The following is a 17,685-nucleotide window of genomic DNA, read 5'->3' on the forward strand; positions in this document are numbered from 1 at the left end:
TTAAAAATAAGCCCATATTATACGTAAGTTAGCGGATTAAAGCAATACAGCACTAGGTTTTTACTTGACAGCCTGTAACCGTTATGTATGCCAACTCCTATTTATTCAGTCAGGTAAATTTAGCCAAATGGGGGTTAAAGGAGCATTTGGCAGTCGTTGTTGAAAATGCTTAGGATAGTAAGCATTGATAAAATATAGACCATCACCAGAGGCAGTAGGCGGTGCGATAGTACGATCTTTTTTGGCTAAAATATCTAAAAAGGCTTCTGGCTGCAACTCGTGTCGACCGATGGCATACAAGGTGCCCATTAAGTTACGAACCATATGATGCAAAAATCCATCTGCTTGAATATCAAAAACGATAAACTGACCATGGGCAAAGAGTCTTGCGTGACTGACTGAGCGTACTGGTTGATTAGACTGGCAAGCAGCGGCGCGGTAGCTACTAAAATCGTGAGTACCGACGATCTCAGCCGCCGCCAGTTGCATCGCTGCTAAATCGAGCGGTTCATAGATATGAGTGACTTGGTGATTCAAAATAGCAGGGCGCTGTGCTTGATTCAGCGTGATGTAGCGATAGCGACGGGCAATGGCACCAAAACGCGCATGAAAGTCGTCAGGCATAGGTTGAATCCAGCGCAGGGCGATATCATCAGGTAATAGACTGTTTACTCCGCGCAGCCAGTTATGAGTAGGACGATAGGCACGTGTCGTAAAGTGGGCAATCATATTGCTGGCATGAACGCTTGCATCGGTACGACCAGCCGCGACGACCTCTACCGCCTCATTTGCAACTTTACCGATAGCGGTTTCTAATGCTTCCTGTACGCCTAATACTTCTCGTTGTCGCTGCCAGCCATGATAGCGCGTGCCCAAGAACTCAATTGCAATGGCTAATGTATAGGTTGTGGGCGTTTCAGCGTTGCTGCTGTTAATCTCGGACATGTTAATCTCGGACATGATTGGTATTGGACATGATTGGTATTGGTTCTTATAAAGTAAACATATTTAACGATAGTCTAACGTTTTTTGATAGTGGTGCCCGCCTGATTGACATTGTTCAACCAACGTTGTCTGCGCCGAGCGGGATTGTCATAACGCAGCAATAGCCATAATAATCGTGCATAGATAGCAGGAATCGTTAAGCGTCCGCCAGCAATCACATGATACTGGTATTGCCAACTACCAGCCGCATAGCTGTCACTGACACCGCCAAATGGAGACTGGCTGGCACATATCACCATGTGGCCGTTTTTATAAGCAAGCTCTAGTGCCTCTGCTAGCGCTTGAGAATAAGGAACATTACCTGCGCCAAATCCTAACAGGATAATGCCACATGGCGGCTGTGATAATAACGCCTGTAGCTGGCTAGTCATTACCTCAGTGTCGTTTGGCAAGCAATATAAAGCATGAATGCGTGCTTGCTCAGCCCGAGATTCGATATGGTCAATCATTGCTTGCTGATCATCGAGCCAATGCTGGCGGCGGGTATTCGGTAAGTTTTTTATATAGCTATTGGCAGGATAGGCAGCTCTGGAGTGACCCGTAAATGCCATCAAATCATGGCTATGAATTTTTTGTACCGTTTGCGCAGGCCAAGACTCACCGCCAAAAGCAATCTTCACACCCGACTCACCAGCAGCAGCCAGTTTTAGTGAATCGCTGAGGTTATCCCATGCGTCGCTATGGTCATCGATATCATAGGACTGTATCACCTCGCTGTCTAACAATGGGCGCATACTACCAGTGACGACTATACAAATATCACTGCCAGCAAACGCTTCTGCTAAAAACGCACCCAAATAACTCAAAGTATCTGTACCAGTGATGAGCACAAAACGCCTGTCGCCTTGTGCATAGGCTGCTAGCAAAAGCTGATAAAAATGTACAAAGTCGTTAGGGGTAAGTTGGCTACTGTCTTTAATTAAGGCATTATCCAGCCATGAGATTTGAGGCAAGTGGTTAGCGTTATCTTGGTCAGTCAATAGCTTTTGTAAAGTTGGTAAGAATACTTCTGCTGATAACGGTGCTAAGGGTCGTCCATAGCTACCAAAAGTACCGCCAGCATAAATGAGTTGGACAGGATTGGATAATGTATTTGTCATAGCAGAAAATGGCATAGTATGAGCCGTAATAAAGAAGTATGTGATAAAAAAGAGAGTTTAAGGTTGGATGCTAATAGCTAATAGCTAATAGCTAATAGCTAATAGCTAATAGCGCTCAGTAATAATAAATAGTATAAAGGTTAAATGCAAAAAAAATCAGCAAGTATTCTTAGTGTTATAGAATACTTGCTGACCAAAGAACGATGGGACTTTTACACAGTACGATCTAGTAATACTTTTGCTTGGTTCTGTTGCTCACTAGTGCCCTGAATTAATACCTCATTCAATAAGCGTTTGGCACTGTCGTATTCACCCAATTGTAAATATTGGCCTGCCAAATCTAGCGTAACTTGAGTGCTATCTAATGATTTGACAAAGTCAAAGTCGGCCGCAAAGCGCGAGGAAAAGTCTTCTGCTGTTTCAGCAGCATCTTCGGCGGTAAGGGGAGACTCGTCTTCAACTGGGCTGAGCGCTGTTGAAGAGTGAGTATCGAATTCATTGTCTAATAAAGAGTTATCATCGAATAGCAACGGGGCTGTCGGTGTGACACTAGATTCTTCAGCAAGAGCATATTCTGAATCATTATTATCAAGCGATTGTGCTTCGAGATTAATATTTTCAAAGCTCTCAGTTTCAAAGCTCTCAGTTTCGAAACGATCTTCTTCAATAATGAAGTTATCAGTATCACTATTTTCTTCAAGTACAGGCGCTTCGCTTTCTGTTAATGTTTCTATGTTGTTTGGCGCATCGAGACTGTCTAAAGACAACGTGAAATCATTTTCTTCGTCATTCTGGACAGTGTTGATAGAAAATGCTTCAGCAGTTTCGTCAACACCTTTATCGACATCAGTTGCTAGATCATCAAAGTCTAAAATGAACGCGTCATCTTCTAGCGTCATTCCATCGTTAATACTATCAGAGCGGTCTGCAATGACAGAATCCGTTGCCTGCGCATCAGTTTCTTCAGATGAATCAAAGCTGAAGTCAAAATCACTAAGATCATTGAGATCATTATCTTCTGTGGACACCGCGACATCATTATCAGTTATGTCGATATTGGCAGTGTTCAGGCTTTCATCATCTGTCATCTCTAATGATGACGTGACTGGCGTCGTATCAGTCGCCTCAGATGCGCTAATATTACTCTCTAAATCACTCAGCGTAAGATCAAAGTTATCCTCTACATTGTCGCTAGTAAGACTGGCCTCATAAGATGTATTTGTTACTGCCGAATTAGACATGCTGTCGTCTATCAGCGTACTACGGTTATCTTCAGAGGTTGCTGGCTGATCAGATAGCGCGTTCTTACTATCGATTTGATTAATCGGTAAGTCAAAATCTATGCTTTCAAAATGGCTATTATCTTCTACGGGTGCCTCTTTTGCTGCGACTTGATTTTGCTCTTCCGAAAATAAAGCTTTTAACTCATCAGCTAGCGCAAGACTTTTTGGGTCGTTTTGCGTCTTGATGGCATCATAAACTTTGTTAAAGTTCTCTGGCTGATTAATAGTCGCATATATGCTGAGTAATTTAACAGATAATTGGCCATCATTCGGTTTTTCGCTTAGGCCGCGACTGAGGGTTTCAATAGCTTTGTCATAACGCTGTTGATCCATGAATCGCTGGGCAATGGTAATATGATCAAACTTATTGTCATCATCTTTGTGGCTTTGGGCAGGAGTTTTGTGATCCGTTTTTGGCATCGGAGCTGGCGTAGTGGTACTCATTCCCGGCTGCGCTGAGGGCTTTTGCGCTTTCTTTTTGTACAACAGTAAACCGGCTACTATTAGAATAAGTACCAATCCGGCGATGATATATAGCATATTGTCCATAGTTACTCCCACGCCTATGATCACAGCACACTGCGTTGATCAGTTAGGCAATTATTGATTGCGTAGTTTTTTGAGACGAGCTTGGAGCTCAGCCAGTTTTTGGTTTTGTAATTGAATTTTTCTCGTATAGCTATCAAGTGCACTGCTGGTTTTTGACAGTTGCTGAGCTTGAGCTGCCGTACTTTGTCTTGAGGCCTTGAGCGTGGCTAATATATCTGTGCTGAGACCATTACCTGTTGCCGCTGCTGATGTTGCTTGGGTGCCATCTGCGTTGCCATTACGACCAGGTGCGAGCACTGAAAATTGTGCTTTTGGCAGCGTTTGTGTTTTAGTAATCATGGGTTTTTTACGCTGTTTAGCGACTTGATTTGTTTCAGACGGTTTTTTAGAGGGTGCTTTTGCGGCCTTTTTTACCACAGGTGTGTTTGCTCTGCGGCTATATTGTCTTTGCGCCTCAATCGCCGCTTCTAGTTTTTGTTGTGATGGTACAACATCGTAACTGGGCAAGCTAAGCTTGGCATCCGCTTTGAGTTGACCCGCGTCTTTATTAATAAAGGCGTCAGGGTTTTGCTTCTGAATCTGCTTCATTACTGTTTGAATGTCTAAGTCATTTTCTTGCGCAATTTGCTGTGCAATAACCCATAGACTGTCGTTGCGCTGTACTTGATATTGGGACGCAGTAGTAGTGCTGGCTGCCGTACTGATAGAGGCGTTGTTGGTGACACTAGATGGGACAGTGGCGATAGCTGTATTGCTGGTATCAAGACTGGCTTTTGGTGTACTCGCTTTGTTGTCACTCGGCGGTGGCATAATAGGAGAAGCGGCCATCATGCCAGCTTCTGATTTGCTACTCGGCTGTATCTGGCGAGTGACTTGGATATTCAAAATATCGAGCTGTTTATCAGTGACAGCTGTAGCAGACAGACTATTATCTATTGGCATGGTCTTATTATTGACTAGGGCTGTATCATTCGCTACATTCTTAGCAGAATTGAGGTCGATATTGCTATTACCCATTGTCGTAACATTGCCATTTGCACTCAAGCGACCATTGTCTAATCGACTGGTTGGATTACGATCATTGTCGTTAGCGCTAAGAGTGTTGTTAACGTTGTTTAAACGACCGTTATCTAGCCGGCTAGGCGCATAAGCAAGATTGTTGCCTTGCGAAGTAGGAGTCGTTGTAGGTGCTTGGATATTAGGTGCTGGCAATTTAGACATCACCAACTCGCTCGTTGACGAGTGAGTAGTCGCTAGTATGGGCGATAATGTTAATGGCGGCGGTGCACCTTCTCTAACAGTCAACGGTTTAGCCGTATTAGAGGACACACTGGGTAGATTGGGTTTTTTTGCGCCAGTAACGATGTTTTTAGGCGTGTCAATGGGCAAACGGCTATTGAGCGGCATCAACAATGTCTTGGGAATGACGTTGCGTTGACCCTTATCATTTATGTTTAAAACCACATCAGCAAAAGGTGTAGATACAGGTTTTGAGGTAGTAATAAATACTTGACCGCTGGTCGCTGAGGTAGGTTTAAAGCGTACGGTCATCGAATCAGTTTGGGCTAAGCCCATTTGCTGATAAATAGTAGAGTTTGCCAAACTTGCTGAAAAGTCAGCGGCTCGAATATCACTGACCACAATGCTCGCAGCTAGCGGCTCATGCTGGGCAGAGGTCACAACAGTCTTGCCAATCGTTGCAGCTTGTGCACTCGATACGAGAGCCGCATAGCCTACGGAACAAAGTAGTGCCATCGAGACCGCGCGATGTACCGTAGTCAACCGATGAGATAAATGACAAGACATGTGCAGACCTTTAAGATATAAGTTATCTGTGCTGTTATAACAAAATACCATTTAGTTTACCAGTTTATTTCACAACTGTTGTGGACAATACAAAAAATGTTTGAGTATTGTTTAACCTCGCTTTCTGTCGAGCAGCATTGCATCGCCATAACTAAAGAAGCGATAGTGTTCTTTAATCGCATGTTGATAAGCATGCTCAATGGCATCTTTACCCGAAAATGCCGACACCAGCATTAACAACGTTGATTTGGGTAAATGGAAATTGGTTAATAGTCGATCTATCACACCAAACTTAAACCCTGGGTAAATGAATATATCGGTATCACCTGACCAGCTGGAGAGAGGCTGCCCATTAACGGCTGTTTTTTGATAAGCCGTTTCGAGCACGCGTGTGACCGTGGTGCCAATAGCGATGACTTGTTTACCATTCGCATGGGTTTGATTGATGAGCTCAGCGGTTGCTTGTGGTAAATGTGCATACTCACTATGCATGGTGTGATTGAGCAAGTTGTCCGTTTTTACTGGCGCAAATGTACCAGCGCCAACGTGCAAAGTCACAAAAGCAGTACGAATACCTTTTGCCGCAAGTTCACTCAGTACCGATTCATCAAAGTGTAAGCTTGCAGTCGGTGCAGCCACACTCGCAAGCTTGGTTGGATCATGAAAGACCGTTTGATAACGAGTATTGTCTGTCTCATCCGCATGGCGTTCAAAGTAGGGGGGAATAGGCAGCTCACCATAAAGCTCTAAATGCGGCAAGATCGGCGCATCAAACGCTAAAATAAATAAGTTGTCTTGACGACCAATCATCACCGCCCTCATATGACCGTCAGCAAGCTGCAAGTGTTGTCCAAGTTTGAGCGCTTTACTGGCTTTAACATGGCAAAGTGCAATATGTTCTTGATTCACGGGTTTGTCATTTGCAGCTTCTACAGATTTTTCAGCCTCTACATATAAAGTCGCTGTCTCTAAATCTGAGATATCAACCAAACGTTCAATCAATACTTCAAGCTTACCGCCAGTATCCTTTTGTCCAAAAAGACGCGCTTTCATCACCTTTGTATCATTAAATACAATCAAATCACCTTCATTTAATAACTCAGGTAACTCAGTGAATAAGCGATCTTCTACAAGCGTAGAGTTTTTTTGATTATTGGCGGGCAAATACAAAAGTTTTGAGGCAGAACGCTGTGAGAGAGGATAGCGTGCAATCAGGCTATCTGGCAGCTCATAATCATAGTCATCAACGCTCAAATAACTCAAATCATTGTTGTTTTTTTCGGCATCAATTGAGGCGGCAGTAGTAGGGTCTATAGTGTGAAAATCGGTCATAATCAATCTTTAAATGAATGTAAATTTTGGCGTAATTGTAGCAGAAACGATGTCATGAAAGGACAGTTTAGTAACGACTCATGCGCACAAAACGGTTTGCATATTAAATAGCCTAAGCATTAATTGTTAGAATGAATAATTAACAAAAGCAATGAGCGTCAGTATGTTATTCAAACAAATTTAACTGCGGCAACAATTGGGCGGCAGGTGCCAATGAAGAGAAAGTAACACCGACTAAGCGGATAGGTAGCTCACGAGGAATGTCTAAAAACAGTTTGTCCAACCAATAATGGGCAGAATCAGCACTGTTAAAGGCAGTCGATAGCGTGTGTGAGCGGGTGATTTGAGTGAAGTCTGCGTATTTAACTTTTAGAGTAATGGTATAGGCGACCAGCTGTTTTTGTTGCAGTTGATGAAAGGCATCGGCATTCTGTTCATAAATTTGTATACGTAATTCATGGTTATTACTTAGATTGTCTTTGAATGTGGTCTCAGAACCCACAGATTTATGCGCGCGCTCAGATTTGACAGCACGCTCATCACGCCCATGGGCGATATCATGATAAAACTGCCCACGCTTGCCGAACTCCTGCACCAATACAGCCGCTTGCATTCGCTTGAGATCCGCGCCATTACTTACACCCATCGCATGTAAGCGCTTGGCAGTGGCTTTACCAATACCATGAAAGCGCTCGATAGGTAGCGTACTGATAAAGGCATCAGCGTCCGCTGGTGTGATAATGGCCGTACCATTGGGCTTATTGATATCAGAGGCAATTTTAGCCAGCATCTTGTTAAACGACACACCTGCTGAGGCCGTTAATCCAGTATGCGCTAGTATTTGTGCCCTTAGCCAGTTCGCCATCAAGGTCGCTGAACCTTTATGGACTTGTAGCCCTGTAACATCGAGATACGCCTCATCTAGAGACAATGGTTCAACATGTGGCGTTAAGCGGTACATAATCTGGCGAATATCGCTACTAACTGCGCGATAAACCTCAAAACGTGGCCTAACAAAAATGACTTCTGGGCAACGTTTACGCGCCTCATAACAAGACATGGCAGAGCGTACACCGAATTTACGTACCTCATAGCTGGCTGCTGCGACCACACCGCGACCACTTGGATCGCCACCAACCACCAGTGGCTTACCGCGCAGTTCAGGAAAGTCACGCTGCTCCACACTGGCATAAAAAGCATCCATGTCTATATGAATGATTTTACGGGGGCTAGCATTTATAGAAGTTGTCATACTCACTATTTTACCTGATTCAAGCGCTTTGATTGAGTATCAAAATTTAAATTTATCGATAGACTCCTTTGCTAGGTTAGCAGGACGCTAGCAATGATATATGAATAATTTTATATGTCATAAATCTTATATATCATAGAGTTAGTTAATAATAAACAGTAGTATTAATTCAAAAAAATCGTATTTAGCAAACATATTTTTGCTATTGAATTGTTTAGGTCTGCTGTAAATCAAACTCATTTGTACTCTTGCACCACCTGTCCTATCAACCTCACCGTTTGTCATAAATCTCACATTTAGATGTTACAGTTTTGATTCTGGTGTTTTACAATATAGTATCCGCGCTAATGGATGACTGTAAAACAATAAGTAATGCCTTGTGCGCCTCTATGACCATGTAAAAAGGACATTGCTTATCGCTCATGCCAAGATCGAAAATGGAGTTTTGGTAAAATTAACTCTTTAATAGCTTGATGTTAGAGAGTTTAGAATGACTAAGGAGCTGATGATGAATAATGAACTAAAAGGGAGCGATTTAACAAGAGCGATGCTAGCACGCGGCGATAAAAAAGTATGGTGTGCGGTTTGTGATGATAGTGATGAGCAAGCAATGATGGATCATTGTGGTAATGATTTTACGGCTTATATCGTGTCATTTCGTGACGGACATTTTTATTGCAATGCTGGCATGCCGTGGGAGTTTGCCGTGCCCATTAAGATAATTGCGGTGCTGCAATCTGAAATAGAAATGTAAGTATAGCAATAATATTACCGGCACAAAAAAACCTCCTAATGAGGAGGCTGATTTGTTACTAATATTGGTACCAGTGGTCGGACTCGAACCGACACGCTTATTAGGCAACGGATTTTGAATCCGTCATGTCTACCAATTCCATCACACTGGCATGTTAGAAGATAAGGTCTATTAGATAGAGATTATCGAATTGGGCTACAGGGTTAACTCTGTATAGGCTGCGTATTATAGCAGCCTATTTTTATCCGTCAAGAATTATTTGATATAATTTTCAATTAAATCAAAAAAAATGGTTTAGCCTACAAAAGCACGTTCAACGGCATAATCTGCTTGGACACCCATGCGTGGTGAAACGGTCAAACCAAAATCGTCCAAAATCGCTGAAACTTCAGCATTAAATGGCATGCTACCGCAGATCATGACACGGTCGTCTTCTTTATTCATCGGTGGTAAGCCAATGTCTTCAAAGAGCTTTCCTGAGGTCATTAAGTCAGTCACGCGACCTTGATTTTTGAACTCCTCACGAGTCACTGTCGGGTAGTAAATGAATTTTTCACGGTACCATTCACCAAAGATCTCGTCGTTAGGTAACTCATTTTCAAACATATCACGATACGCCAAATCATCGACATGGCGCACACCATGTACCAAGATGATTTTTTCAAAGCGTTCATAGACTTCAGGATCACGTGCCAATGCTAAAAATGGCGCCAGTCCAGTGCCTGTAGAGAGCATATAAAGATTTTTGCCAGGCAGTAAATCATCTAGTACCAAAGTGCCCGTTGGTTTTTTGCTGACCAACAGCTCGTCACCGACTTTAATATGCTGTAAGCGCGAGGTTAATGGGCCATCTTGAACTTTGATAGAAAAGAATTCTAAGTGATCTTCGTAGTTCGGGCTAGCAATCGAATAAGCACGCAATAGCGGTCTGCCATCGACAACGATTCCGATCATCGCAAATTCGCCATTACGAAAGCGCAGGCCATCGTCGCGAGTTGTCTTGATGCTAAATAGAGCGTCATTCCAGTGATGAACCTCTGTGACCGTTTCGGTGCGAAGTTTTGACATAAAGTCCTCGTTAATAAGTTGCTATCGGTTTTATTAAGTTTAAATGAGTGTTAAATTAAAATTTTCAATGAAAAAGGGTATAGAAGGGTAGTAAATTTTCAATCACTATTGGAACAGCCAATCGTTTAAAACCTCTGTCACGCAAAGTAAGTAGCATAGCCGATGTTTTAATCAATGTTGTGGGGCAATATTCTAACATCTTATTAAGCATTTAAAATCAGGAGAGGGACTGATAAAGTCTAAGGATAGATATGATTTAATCTGTCTCCTGTCAAACCACGACAATGGCTGTTGCTGTAGATGGCTTATAAGGTTTGAAAAATAAAGGCTCTCATCGAATTTATGGCTCATAATACCAAAATTTAAAATAAAAATCCGTCTGGCAGCGGCGATGCGGCATGATAAAATGGAATATCGTTAGTGAGTAATTTTGTATCACTGGATAATATGCGCTAAACGTTCTCATAAAAGCAGATGCTTACTATTGAACGGCTTTTTGGAGAAACATGATGTCCGATGATAATATCTCTTTGGCGGGTTACCACCATGCGCCAATGATTGGCTACCATCGTGCGCCGCTATCACAGAAATTTGGTGCGCCACGCCAGCCGAATTTGGTTGCGCTCACCAGTATCATTGAGATGATAGCGCCTTATGACTCGCTAGCAGCATTTGCCGGTTTAGACGCGTTCAGCCATATCTGGATCAGTTGGCAGTTTCATCATAACTATACCAATAAAGACACTCATATTGGCAAAGGCGGCACGGGCTTTCGTGCGCAAGTCCGCCCACCAAGGCTCGGTGGCAATCAAAAAATAGGGGTATTCGCCAGTCGCAGTATGTATCGACCCTCAGCACTTGGGTTATCTGTCGTCAAGCTTGAAAGTATCGAGGTTTGCGATGGGCGCGTGTTACTTATTATTAGCGGTGCCGATATGATAGATGGTACGCCGATTATCGATATTAAGCCCTATGTCGCTTATAGCGATGCGCTCAGCAATGCAAAAAGCGGGTTTGCACCAACTGCGCCAGATTTATTAGAGATAATTATTACGGAGTCTGCTTACGAGCAATTTATGACGTTGGTTGACGCTGGACGATGCGATAAAAATGACAATGACAATGACAATGACAATGGGACTGAGACTGAGGCTGAGACTGAGGCTGAGACTGAGACTGAGAATAAAAATAATAAGAAAGCTATTCATGCAAAAAATAATAGTGTAGCGACGCTTATTCAACAAATGCAAGAGCAGTTGCTCATTGCTGATATCGAGACTATTAAAGCATTAATTGCGCAAGACCCGCGTCCAGCTTATCGTCGCGCGGAGATCAATACGCCGTTTGTCATGCGTTATAAGTCTGTTGATGTGAGCTTCCAGTTGGTAGAATCAGGGCAATTGCAGATAATGGCTGTTGTCAAAGTGAGCTTGTAGCGCCCAGTGACGCCATTACTGCCGCATGAATTATCCATCAATTACTCCTCAATAAATAACGCATCAATAATAAAAGAAGAAAAATATGTCTGCTCAGAAATATTCAATCGTGATTGATTTACGTTGGTGCTTAGATGAACTATTGGCAGATAAGGTAATTGATCAGCGTGGCTACAATTTAGTGATGACGAGCCGCCGTGATAAAGCGCAGCATCCACTCCTGACCATCAGTGAATTTGGTCTGCCAAACGGTCATGCACTGGATAAAAATGTTGAGCACAAATTGACTTTGGTATGGTTGAATCAATGGTTAGCTGCCAAAGCAGGCATGGCACTTGTCCGTATTGACCCGTTAAAAGTCGATGTCCCAGCCGTCACTCAGTTGATGTCCTTTGAATATGCCCGCTCACAGCATATTTTGCCCATTGAAGTGACGAATGATGAAGTCGTCATCGGTACAGACCAGCCGTTCTGTACTGAGTGGCAGACAAGTATCGAAAAATTAATCAAGTCTAAAAGTTATCGTACGGTTTATATCAATCCTGAGCAAATCAATCGCTACCGTCAAGAATTTTACCAAGTCACCCAAGCGATTGCAGGAGCAAATAGTGTCCACAAGCGCGCGGCGGCTGATGTCACCAATGTCGAGGCATTATTGCAACTTGGCGACAATACCAACCCTGATGCCAACGATCAACATATTGTCAGAGTTGTCGATTGGCTGTTGCAATATGCTTTTGAGCAGCGAGCCAGTGATATCCATTTAGAGCCTCGCCGTGAGACGGGTAAAGTCCGTTTTCGTATCGATGGCGTGCTACATACCGTCTATGAGATGCCTTTGGCAATCATTGTCGCGGTGACGGCGCGGATTAAAATATTAGGACGACTGAATGTGGCAGAAAAACGCAAACCACAAGATGGCAGGTTGAAAACCCGTACGCCAAAGGGTCTGGAAACTGAGCTGCGCTTATCGACGATGCCGACAGCCTTTGGCGAAAAGCTGGTGATGCGGGTATTTGATCCTGAAGTGCTGGTGCGCTCGTTTGCTCAGCTTGGTTTGTCAGGTAAGCAGCTCGATACTTGGCATGAGCTGACCGCGCATCCAAATGGCATTATCTTGGTTACGGGTCCGACTGGTTCTGGTAAAACCACGACGTTATATAGCACGCTCAAGCAGCTCGCCACAGAACAAGTTAATGTCTGTACGATTGAAGATCCTATCGAGATGATTGAGCCTGCTTTTAACCAAATGCAGGTCAATCCAGGAGTTGATTTGCATTTTGCAGATGGTATTCGCTCTTTGATGCGCCAAGACCCAGATATCATTATGGTTGGTGAGATTCGCGATGCCGAAACCGCCAATATGGCAGTACAAGCATCACTTACTGGACATTTGGTACTATCGACGTTGCATACCAATGATGCACCAAGCTCACTTACTCGCTTACATGATTTGGGTATTCAGCCGTTTTTGACCTCAGCGACGATATTAGGCGTCATGGCGCAGCGTTTGCTACGCACGTTATGTCTGCATTGCAAAAAAGCCCTAGACGTGATCCCAGACAGTGAAATTGCTGTTCAGTGGCAGGAACTGGTTCAGCCTTGGCGTGCGCCCGCTCCAGCGCAAATTTATACGGCGCAAGGCTGTGAGCATTGTCGCCATACGGGCTATCAAGGTCGCGTTGGTCTGTACGAGATCATGCCGTTGTCAAATGAGCTAAAAAAACTGGTCGCCGCCGATGCCAATTTAGATGTGCTTAAGCAGCAAGCGTACCGCGAAGGTGTGCAGCCATTGCGCTTATCGGGTGCAAAGCGTATTAGTGAAGGGCTGACGACCATAGAAGAAGTAATGCGAGTGGTGCCGCTTCATTAAAAGCTGCCTTTTTACTAAAAATAAGTTTGCTAATCATGACTTGAAAAGCGCACTTATCAGAGCAATTAATGCTCTTACGACTACTAATTTTATATTGTAAGTTATTGTTCTAAAACATTTTATTTATTTTTTATTAACGAGATTACTTATGTTTACTGATAGTCATTGCCATCTTAATCGCTTAGATTTAACCAAGTATGATGGTCAATTGTCTGGCGCGATTGACGCGATGAAAGAAGCCAATGTCACTCGGGCAATGGCGATTATGTGTGATTTTGCCGAATATGATGAGATTTCTCATATTGTCAGCACCTATAGCGATGAGGCGCTAAATCTTGGCATGAGCGTCGGTATTCATCCTTGTGAAGATATTAGTGTCTTGCAATCAGCGACGGTTGAACGTTTGATCGAAACGGCTGATGCCGACCATGTATGGGCGATTGGGGAGACAGGGTTAGATTATTACTGGTCAACGGAAAACAAAAAAGAGCAGCAAGCCAGTCTTGCTCGCCATATTCATGCCAGTCAAAGCCTGCAAAAGCCACTCGTCATTCATATGCGTGATGCCAAAGAAGATACGATTGATATCCTAAAATCAGAAGGCGCTGAGCACGGTATTATTCATTGTTTTACCGAAGATTGGGAGACGGCCAAGCGTGCACTTGACTTAGGATTTTATATCTCATTTTCGGGCATTGTTAGCTTTAAGAGTGCTCAAATGATTAAAGATGCAGCAAAAAATATGCCTAGAGACAGACTGCTTATCGAAACTGACAGTCCTTATCTAGCACCGGTGCCCAAGCGTGGTAGACCGAATGAGCCTGCCTACGTACCGTATGTCGCCAGTTGTCTGGCAGAGATGTATGGCTGTAGTAGCGATGACATTGGGGCATTAACTGCAAAAAACTTTGAGAATTTACTGGCACAGTATCACTAAAATGGTTATGCTATGACCACTCAGTCATTTATGATACAGTCCTGTTGCTTTACGTTATTTGACTTATGATGTGAAGCGTAAGCCTATGATTATCAATGACTATTTAGCAAACATAAGCATATCTCCTTTGGTGGTTTTCGAGCAGACTTTGTATGATGTTATACGCTTGTCGCTGATGCATTCATCCACAGGATGGTCATATGCTTAATCTTGTCAGGTTTTAGGAGAGATTATGAGTCGTCAGCATCAGTTCAAGGCACGAGAAGAGAATATCTTAGCGATGGCAGAGCAATTGCTACTTGAGTCGGGCGATGGTGATATTACTTTAGACAGTTTGGCAGACCAGCTGGATCTGGCTAAAGGTACACTGTACAAGCATTTCTCCAGCAAAGATGAACTCTATTTGCGTATTATTATCCGCTATGAAGAACAACTGTTTGAGATTAATCGTATTGATGATTGTCCATCAGCAGGCGTTGCTCGTATGATCTTTCAGCAGTTATTTAATCCACAAAAAGCCATGTTGCTCAATCAAATCGAAGAGCGTTTGGCGGCATCAGTGACGGGTCTCAATCGCTTGTTTGGTGAGCTATATGATATTCGCCGTCAGCGTATGAAACGCTTGATTGACATTATCAGCGCGTATTTACAAGAGCAGCACAGTAGTTTGAGCACGCGCGACTATTTGTCCTCGATTTGGGCGATGGGTCAGGGCGGTGCTGGACTATTAAATTCAAGCTTTTACCAGCGGTATTTGGGTCGCCGTGATACCCTACGTTATGCCTTCGTTCAGCAAATGCTTGAGTTGCCGAGCCATTATCCTGCGGCTGACGATGAGGTGATGGATGAAGATATGCAGGAGTTGGTCGAGCAAATCGATACTGAGTCAGAAGAGCACCGTAATACCAGTTATTAATATCTTTATTCAACTTATGGTCTTTTAACGCAAGTTTTTTAAATTCGTGTTGCTATATTCGTTATCGCAGCACGGTGCCTCCATGCTAAAAATGGATACATGCTTACCAGCTTTAGCGCCCAATCATAGTTTTATTCTTCATACCACAACCTACTCATAGGTTTATAGGTGCCATATGCCGGTCACTGCCAAGACTCCGTCCAGCTCAGCGGTCACTTGCTATTCACACTTAAGTCATCAATATTTGCAATATAAAAACACAGATAGATATCGCTTACCTCTGGTTTATCAGTATAAATCCTTTCCAGTACAAAACGCTCACGTTTCCCCTTATAAATCTTCAAGCCTTGCTCAGGCACAGCAAGGCTTCACCCTTGTCGAAATTGTAGTAGTGGTCGTTATTCTATCTATCTTTGCTGGCATGATGAGCTTGTCGGTGGGCAGTAGTGAATCGCGTAAAAACCGTGCGTTTTATGAGCATTTAACGGATTCACTGAGCTATGTAAGGTTGTTGTCTGCTGAGCGTATGCAGCCGATGGGTTTGAGCTTACAAGCAGATAAACAAGGTCAAGTAGCTCCTGTGATTGTTACTTTATCAAATCCTTATATTGCCTATCAGACCAATGATACCCCGTCAAATAGCATGGACAGCACGCCTAAAAATTCGATGGAATTGTCTGCTGACCTGACAAGTAGGTCGGGGGCGATGGGAAAGCAACAGCCAGTGCCTAGCTGGGAAATTGAGCCAGAAGTCAGTTTGCCAGAGTTACCTGCTGGGGTTAGTTTAAGGGTGCAAAGCTTGGAGGCTGGCAATCTATCAATGCCTGAACAGGGGCAAACATTGCAGCCTTGGTTTGCCGATCAAGCAGTCCCACAGATATTATGGTTTGGTACAGGGCAAGCAACGCCTGTCACCATTGAGGTGCTGCATAATTCGCGTCTGGTGGGCGAGGTCATTACCATTATGCCTGATGGTAGTATGACGATCGGACAAGGACTGTAGCTGATGATAGATAAGGATGACATTATATCTGCTGATATAAACAAAAAGCCAATGCTATCAAAGCATGAAAGCGGCTTTACTCTGATTGAGGTAATGGTAGCGTTAGCGATTTTAGCGGTTGTTGCTGTGGCTGCTAGCCGTGCCAGTAGTGCTTATCTCAGCTCAGTGGATGTCTTACGCACACGCACACTGGCACATTTTGTCGCACAGAATGCGGCCGCTGATTTGCGTATTCAAGAGACTTGGCTGACGGCCAATCGTACGCAAACAATCAATGCTCAAGGGCGTGATTGGCAAGTAGTGATGACGGTCAGTGATGCCATTACGCCTGCTTTAAAAGAGGTGAATATCGCTGTTGCACCCATTATAGATGGACAGACGCGTACCGCCGTGACTGATATCAACGTAATATTGAGCAATGCGGAGCAAGACATTGGCAGTTTGGACTTAAGCAGTTTGGGTGCTGATATTGCAGGGCAGTCTGGAGGCAATCCGTGAAGTCGCAGCGTGGATTTACGCTACTTGAATTGATGGTTGCCATGGCAATATTTGCGATGCTGGCGGTGGCTGGCTGGCAGGTGTTTGATAGCGTCAACCGCGCTCGCGAACGTGCACAATTTCATGCTGATAATTTGGCTGTTTTGCAATATGCTTATTTGCAGCTACAGCAAGATATGGGTCAAATTATCCCTTATCAAATACCAAATACTCAAAATATCAGTGTGACAAATAACAGTACAAATGCTAGTGATAGCACAAACAATAGCGCCCAAGCCAATGAAACAGTGCCTGAGCCTTTTATGAGCTTGGATGGTGAGCATGTCAGCTTTGTTCGTTTTGCCGACCCCGATCCACGTTATCAAAGTAGCATGAGTGTCCAGCATATCGAATACATTTTTGCAGATGAGCGTTTAATTCGCCGCCAATATACCAGCATCGATGGTGGGCGCGATAGCATCAGCCTAGACAGTGTATTGCTCGAAGGCGTCACCGCAGGGCGTTGGCAAGCATATTTACCTGAACTGAGCACCAAGTTCCCTAATGCAGACAGCAGTAATAACAGTACAAATACAACCTCTGGGCAAACGACCAGTGCCGTAAGCGCCAAGCCAGCAGTGGTTTTATTGCCCAAAGGTATTGCTGTCAATTTTACTTATCAGGATATGCCAATCACTTGGCAATGGGCGCTTGCTCCAGAACCAATACCAAGTAATTATAAAAATAAAAGCAATAACAATGCTAATAATGGCAATGGTAGCAATAACGATAGTAGTGATAAGACTAATAATGACAACCCGAATAGCAATGTAAATAACAATTTAAATAACAATGCAGGAAGTAATATTTAACATGCACCACTGGGTCAATAAT

The 17,685-nt window shown here is 43.5% G+C and carries 15 protein-coding genes and 1 tRNA gene; 8 read left to right on the forward strand and 8 right to left on the reverse strand.

All coding sequences use genetic code 11. The features are described 5' to 3' along the window. Positions 1-105 precede the first annotated feature (105 nt). The 6 genes from truA to dinB all read right to left on the reverse strand — a co-directional run bounded on the left by truA (position 106) and on the right by dinB (position 8,327). Positions 106-945: a tRNA pseudouridine(38-40) synthase TruA gene (gene truA, locus ACP7AE_RS05485; RefSeq protein WP_426241822.1), complete on the reverse strand. Its 840-nt coding sequence runs from the start codon at positions 943-945 to the stop codon at positions 106-108. Positions 946-1,019: 74 nt separating this feature from the next. Further along, on the reverse strand, positions 1,020-2,105 hold the full coding sequence (locus tag ACP7AE_RS05490) for an asparaginase (protein WP_426241960.1): 1,086 nt from the start codon (positions 2,103-2,105) through the stop codon (positions 1,020-1,022). Positions 2,106-2,317: 212 nt separating this feature from the next. Next, positions 2,318-3,937 carry a FimV/HubP family polar landmark protein gene (locus ACP7AE_RS05495; RefSeq protein WP_426241824.1) on the reverse strand — a complete coding sequence of 540 codons (1,620 nt, stop codon included), beginning with the start codon at positions 3,935-3,937 and terminating at the stop codon, positions 2,318-2,320. 51 nt (positions 3,938-3,988) lie between these two features. Next, positions 3,989-5,743 carry a type IV pilus assembly protein FimV gene (locus tag ACP7AE_RS05500; protein ID WP_426241826.1) on the reverse strand — a complete coding sequence of 585 codons (1,755 nt, stop codon included), beginning with the start codon at positions 5,741-5,743 and terminating at the stop codon, positions 3,989-3,991. 111 nt (positions 5,744-5,854) lie between these two features. Next, complete coding sequence (gene queA, locus ACP7AE_RS05505) at positions 5,855-7,075, reverse strand: tRNA preQ1(34) S-adenosylmethionine ribosyltransferase-isomerase QueA (RefSeq protein ID WP_426241828.1); 1,221 nt, start codon at positions 7,073-7,075, stop codon at positions 5,855-5,857. A gap of 166 nt (positions 7,076-7,241) precedes the next feature. Next, positions 7,242-8,327: a DNA polymerase IV gene (gene dinB, locus ACP7AE_RS05510; RefSeq protein ID WP_426241830.1), complete on the reverse strand. Its 1,086-nt coding sequence runs from the start codon at positions 8,325-8,327 to the stop codon at positions 7,242-7,244. 508 nt (positions 8,328-8,835) lie between these two features. Here dinB and ACP7AE_RS05515 point away from each other — a divergent pair. After that, positions 8,836-9,081 (forward strand): hypothetical protein, encoded by a 246-nt coding sequence (locus tag ACP7AE_RS05515; protein ID WP_201538938.1) that lies wholly within the window; start codon positions 8,836-8,838, stop codon positions 9,079-9,081. A 65-nt stretch (positions 9,082-9,146) separates the two neighbouring features. Here ACP7AE_RS05515 and ACP7AE_RS05520 read toward each other — a convergent pair. Continuing rightward, positions 9,147-9,232: transfer RNA gene (locus ACP7AE_RS05520), tRNA-Leu, on the reverse strand. 143 nt (positions 9,233-9,375) lie between these two features. Then, positions 9,376-10,149 (reverse strand): ferredoxin--NADP reductase, encoded by a 774-nt coding sequence (locus ACP7AE_RS05525; protein ID WP_193012877.1) that lies wholly within the window; start codon positions 10,147-10,149, stop codon positions 9,376-9,378. Positions 10,150-10,658: 509 nt separating this feature from the next. Here ACP7AE_RS05525 and tsaA point away from each other — a divergent pair. From tsaA to gspJ, 7 genes are all read left to right on the forward strand, one after another. Continuing rightward, on the forward strand, positions 10,659-11,585 hold the full coding sequence (tsaA, locus tag ACP7AE_RS05530; protein ID WP_426241833.1) for a tRNA (N6-threonylcarbamoyladenosine(37)-N6)-methyltransferase TrmO: 927 nt from the start codon (positions 10,659-10,661) through the stop codon (positions 11,583-11,585). A gap of 85 nt (positions 11,586-11,670) precedes the next feature. Beyond that, positions 11,671-13,458 (forward strand): GspE/PulE family protein, encoded by a 1,788-nt coding sequence (locus tag ACP7AE_RS05535; RefSeq protein WP_201538940.1) that lies wholly within the window; start codon positions 11,671-11,673, stop codon positions 13,456-13,458. Between the two features lie 148 nt (positions 13,459-13,606). After that, complete coding sequence (locus ACP7AE_RS05540; protein WP_201538941.1) at positions 13,607-14,395, forward strand: TatD family hydrolase; 789 nt, start codon at positions 13,607-13,609, stop codon at positions 14,393-14,395. A gap of 232 nt (positions 14,396-14,627) precedes the next feature. Next, positions 14,628-15,311, forward strand: a complete 684-nt coding sequence (locus tag ACP7AE_RS05545; RefSeq protein ID WP_045446854.1) for a TetR/AcrR family transcriptional regulator — start codon at positions 14,628-14,630, stop codon at positions 15,309-15,311. A 175-nt stretch (positions 15,312-15,486) separates the two neighbouring features. Next, positions 15,487-16,314 carry a prepilin-type N-terminal cleavage/methylation domain-containing protein gene (locus ACP7AE_RS05550; RefSeq protein ID WP_426241835.1) on the forward strand — a complete coding sequence of 276 codons (828 nt, stop codon included), beginning with the start codon at positions 15,487-15,489 and terminating at the stop codon, positions 16,312-16,314. A 3-nt stretch (positions 16,315-16,317) separates the two neighbouring features. Beyond that, entirely contained in the window at positions 16,318-16,812 is a 495-nt protein-coding gene (gene gspI / locus ACP7AE_RS05555; RefSeq protein WP_201501487.1) for a type II secretion system minor pseudopilin GspI, read from the forward strand. Then, positions 16,809-17,663 carry a type II secretion system minor pseudopilin GspJ gene (gene gspJ / locus ACP7AE_RS05560; protein ID WP_201538942.1) on the forward strand — a complete coding sequence of 285 codons (855 nt, stop codon included), beginning with the start codon at positions 16,809-16,811 and terminating at the stop codon, positions 17,661-17,663. Before gspI ends, gspJ begins: the two co-directional genes overlap by 4 nt. The last annotated feature ends 22 nt before the right edge of the window (positions 17,664-17,685 follow it).

The organism is Psychrobacter sp. TWP2-1-2 (assembly GCF_049896785.1).
In the GTDB taxonomy this organism is placed as follows: Bacteria; Pseudomonadota; Gammaproteobacteria; order Pseudomonadales; family Moraxellaceae; genus Psychrobacter.

Bases quoted from the DNA above. Each gene is read 5' to 3' on its own strand.
- gspI (WP_201501487.1), top strand. From the start codon at position 16,318: ATGATAGATAAGGATGACATTATATCTGCTGATATAAACAAAAAGCCA.
- tsaA (WP_426241833.1), top strand. From the start codon at position 10,659: ATGTCCGATGATAATATCTCTTTGGCGGGTTACCACCATGCGCCAATG.
- ACP7AE_RS05515 (WP_201538938.1), top strand. From the start codon at position 8,836: ATGAATAATGAACTAAAAGGGAGCGATTTAACAAGAGCGATGCTAGCA.
- truA (WP_426241822.1), bottom strand. From the start codon at position 945: ATGTCCGAGATTAACAGCAGCAACGCTGAAACGCCCACAACCTATACA.
- ACP7AE_RS05535 (WP_201538940.1), top strand. From the start codon at position 11,671: ATGTCTGCTCAGAAATATTCAATCGTGATTGATTTACGTTGGTGCTTA.
- ACP7AE_RS05550 (WP_426241835.1), top strand. From the start codon at position 15,487: ATGCCGGTCACTGCCAAGACTCCGTCCAGCTCAGCGGTCACTTGCTAT.
- ACP7AE_RS05525 (WP_193012877.1), bottom strand. From the start codon at position 10,149: ATGTCAAAACTTCGCACCGAAACGGTCACAGAGGTTCATCACTGGAAT.
- dinB (WP_426241830.1), bottom strand. From the start codon at position 8,327: ATGACAACTTCTATAAATGCTAGCCCCCGTAAAATCATTCATATAGAC.
- ACP7AE_RS05540 (WP_201538941.1), top strand. From the start codon at position 13,607: ATGTTTACTGATAGTCATTGCCATCTTAATCGCTTAGATTTAACCAAG.
- ACP7AE_RS05495 (WP_426241824.1), bottom strand. From the start codon at position 3,937: ATGGACAATATGCTATATATCATCGCCGGATTGGTACTTATTCTAATA.
- ACP7AE_RS05500 (WP_426241826.1), bottom strand. From the start codon at position 5,743: ATGTCTTGTCATTTATCTCATCGGTTGACTACGGTACATCGCGCGGTC.
- ACP7AE_RS05490 (WP_426241960.1), bottom strand. From the start codon at position 2,105: ATGACAAATACATTATCCAATCCTGTCCAACTCATTTATGCTGGCGGT.
- queA (WP_426241828.1), bottom strand. From the start codon at position 7,075: ATGACCGATTTTCACACTATAGACCCTACTACTGCCGCCTCAATTGAT.
- ACP7AE_RS05545 (WP_045446854.1), top strand. From the start codon at position 14,628: ATGAGTCGTCAGCATCAGTTCAAGGCACGAGAAGAGAATATCTTAGCG.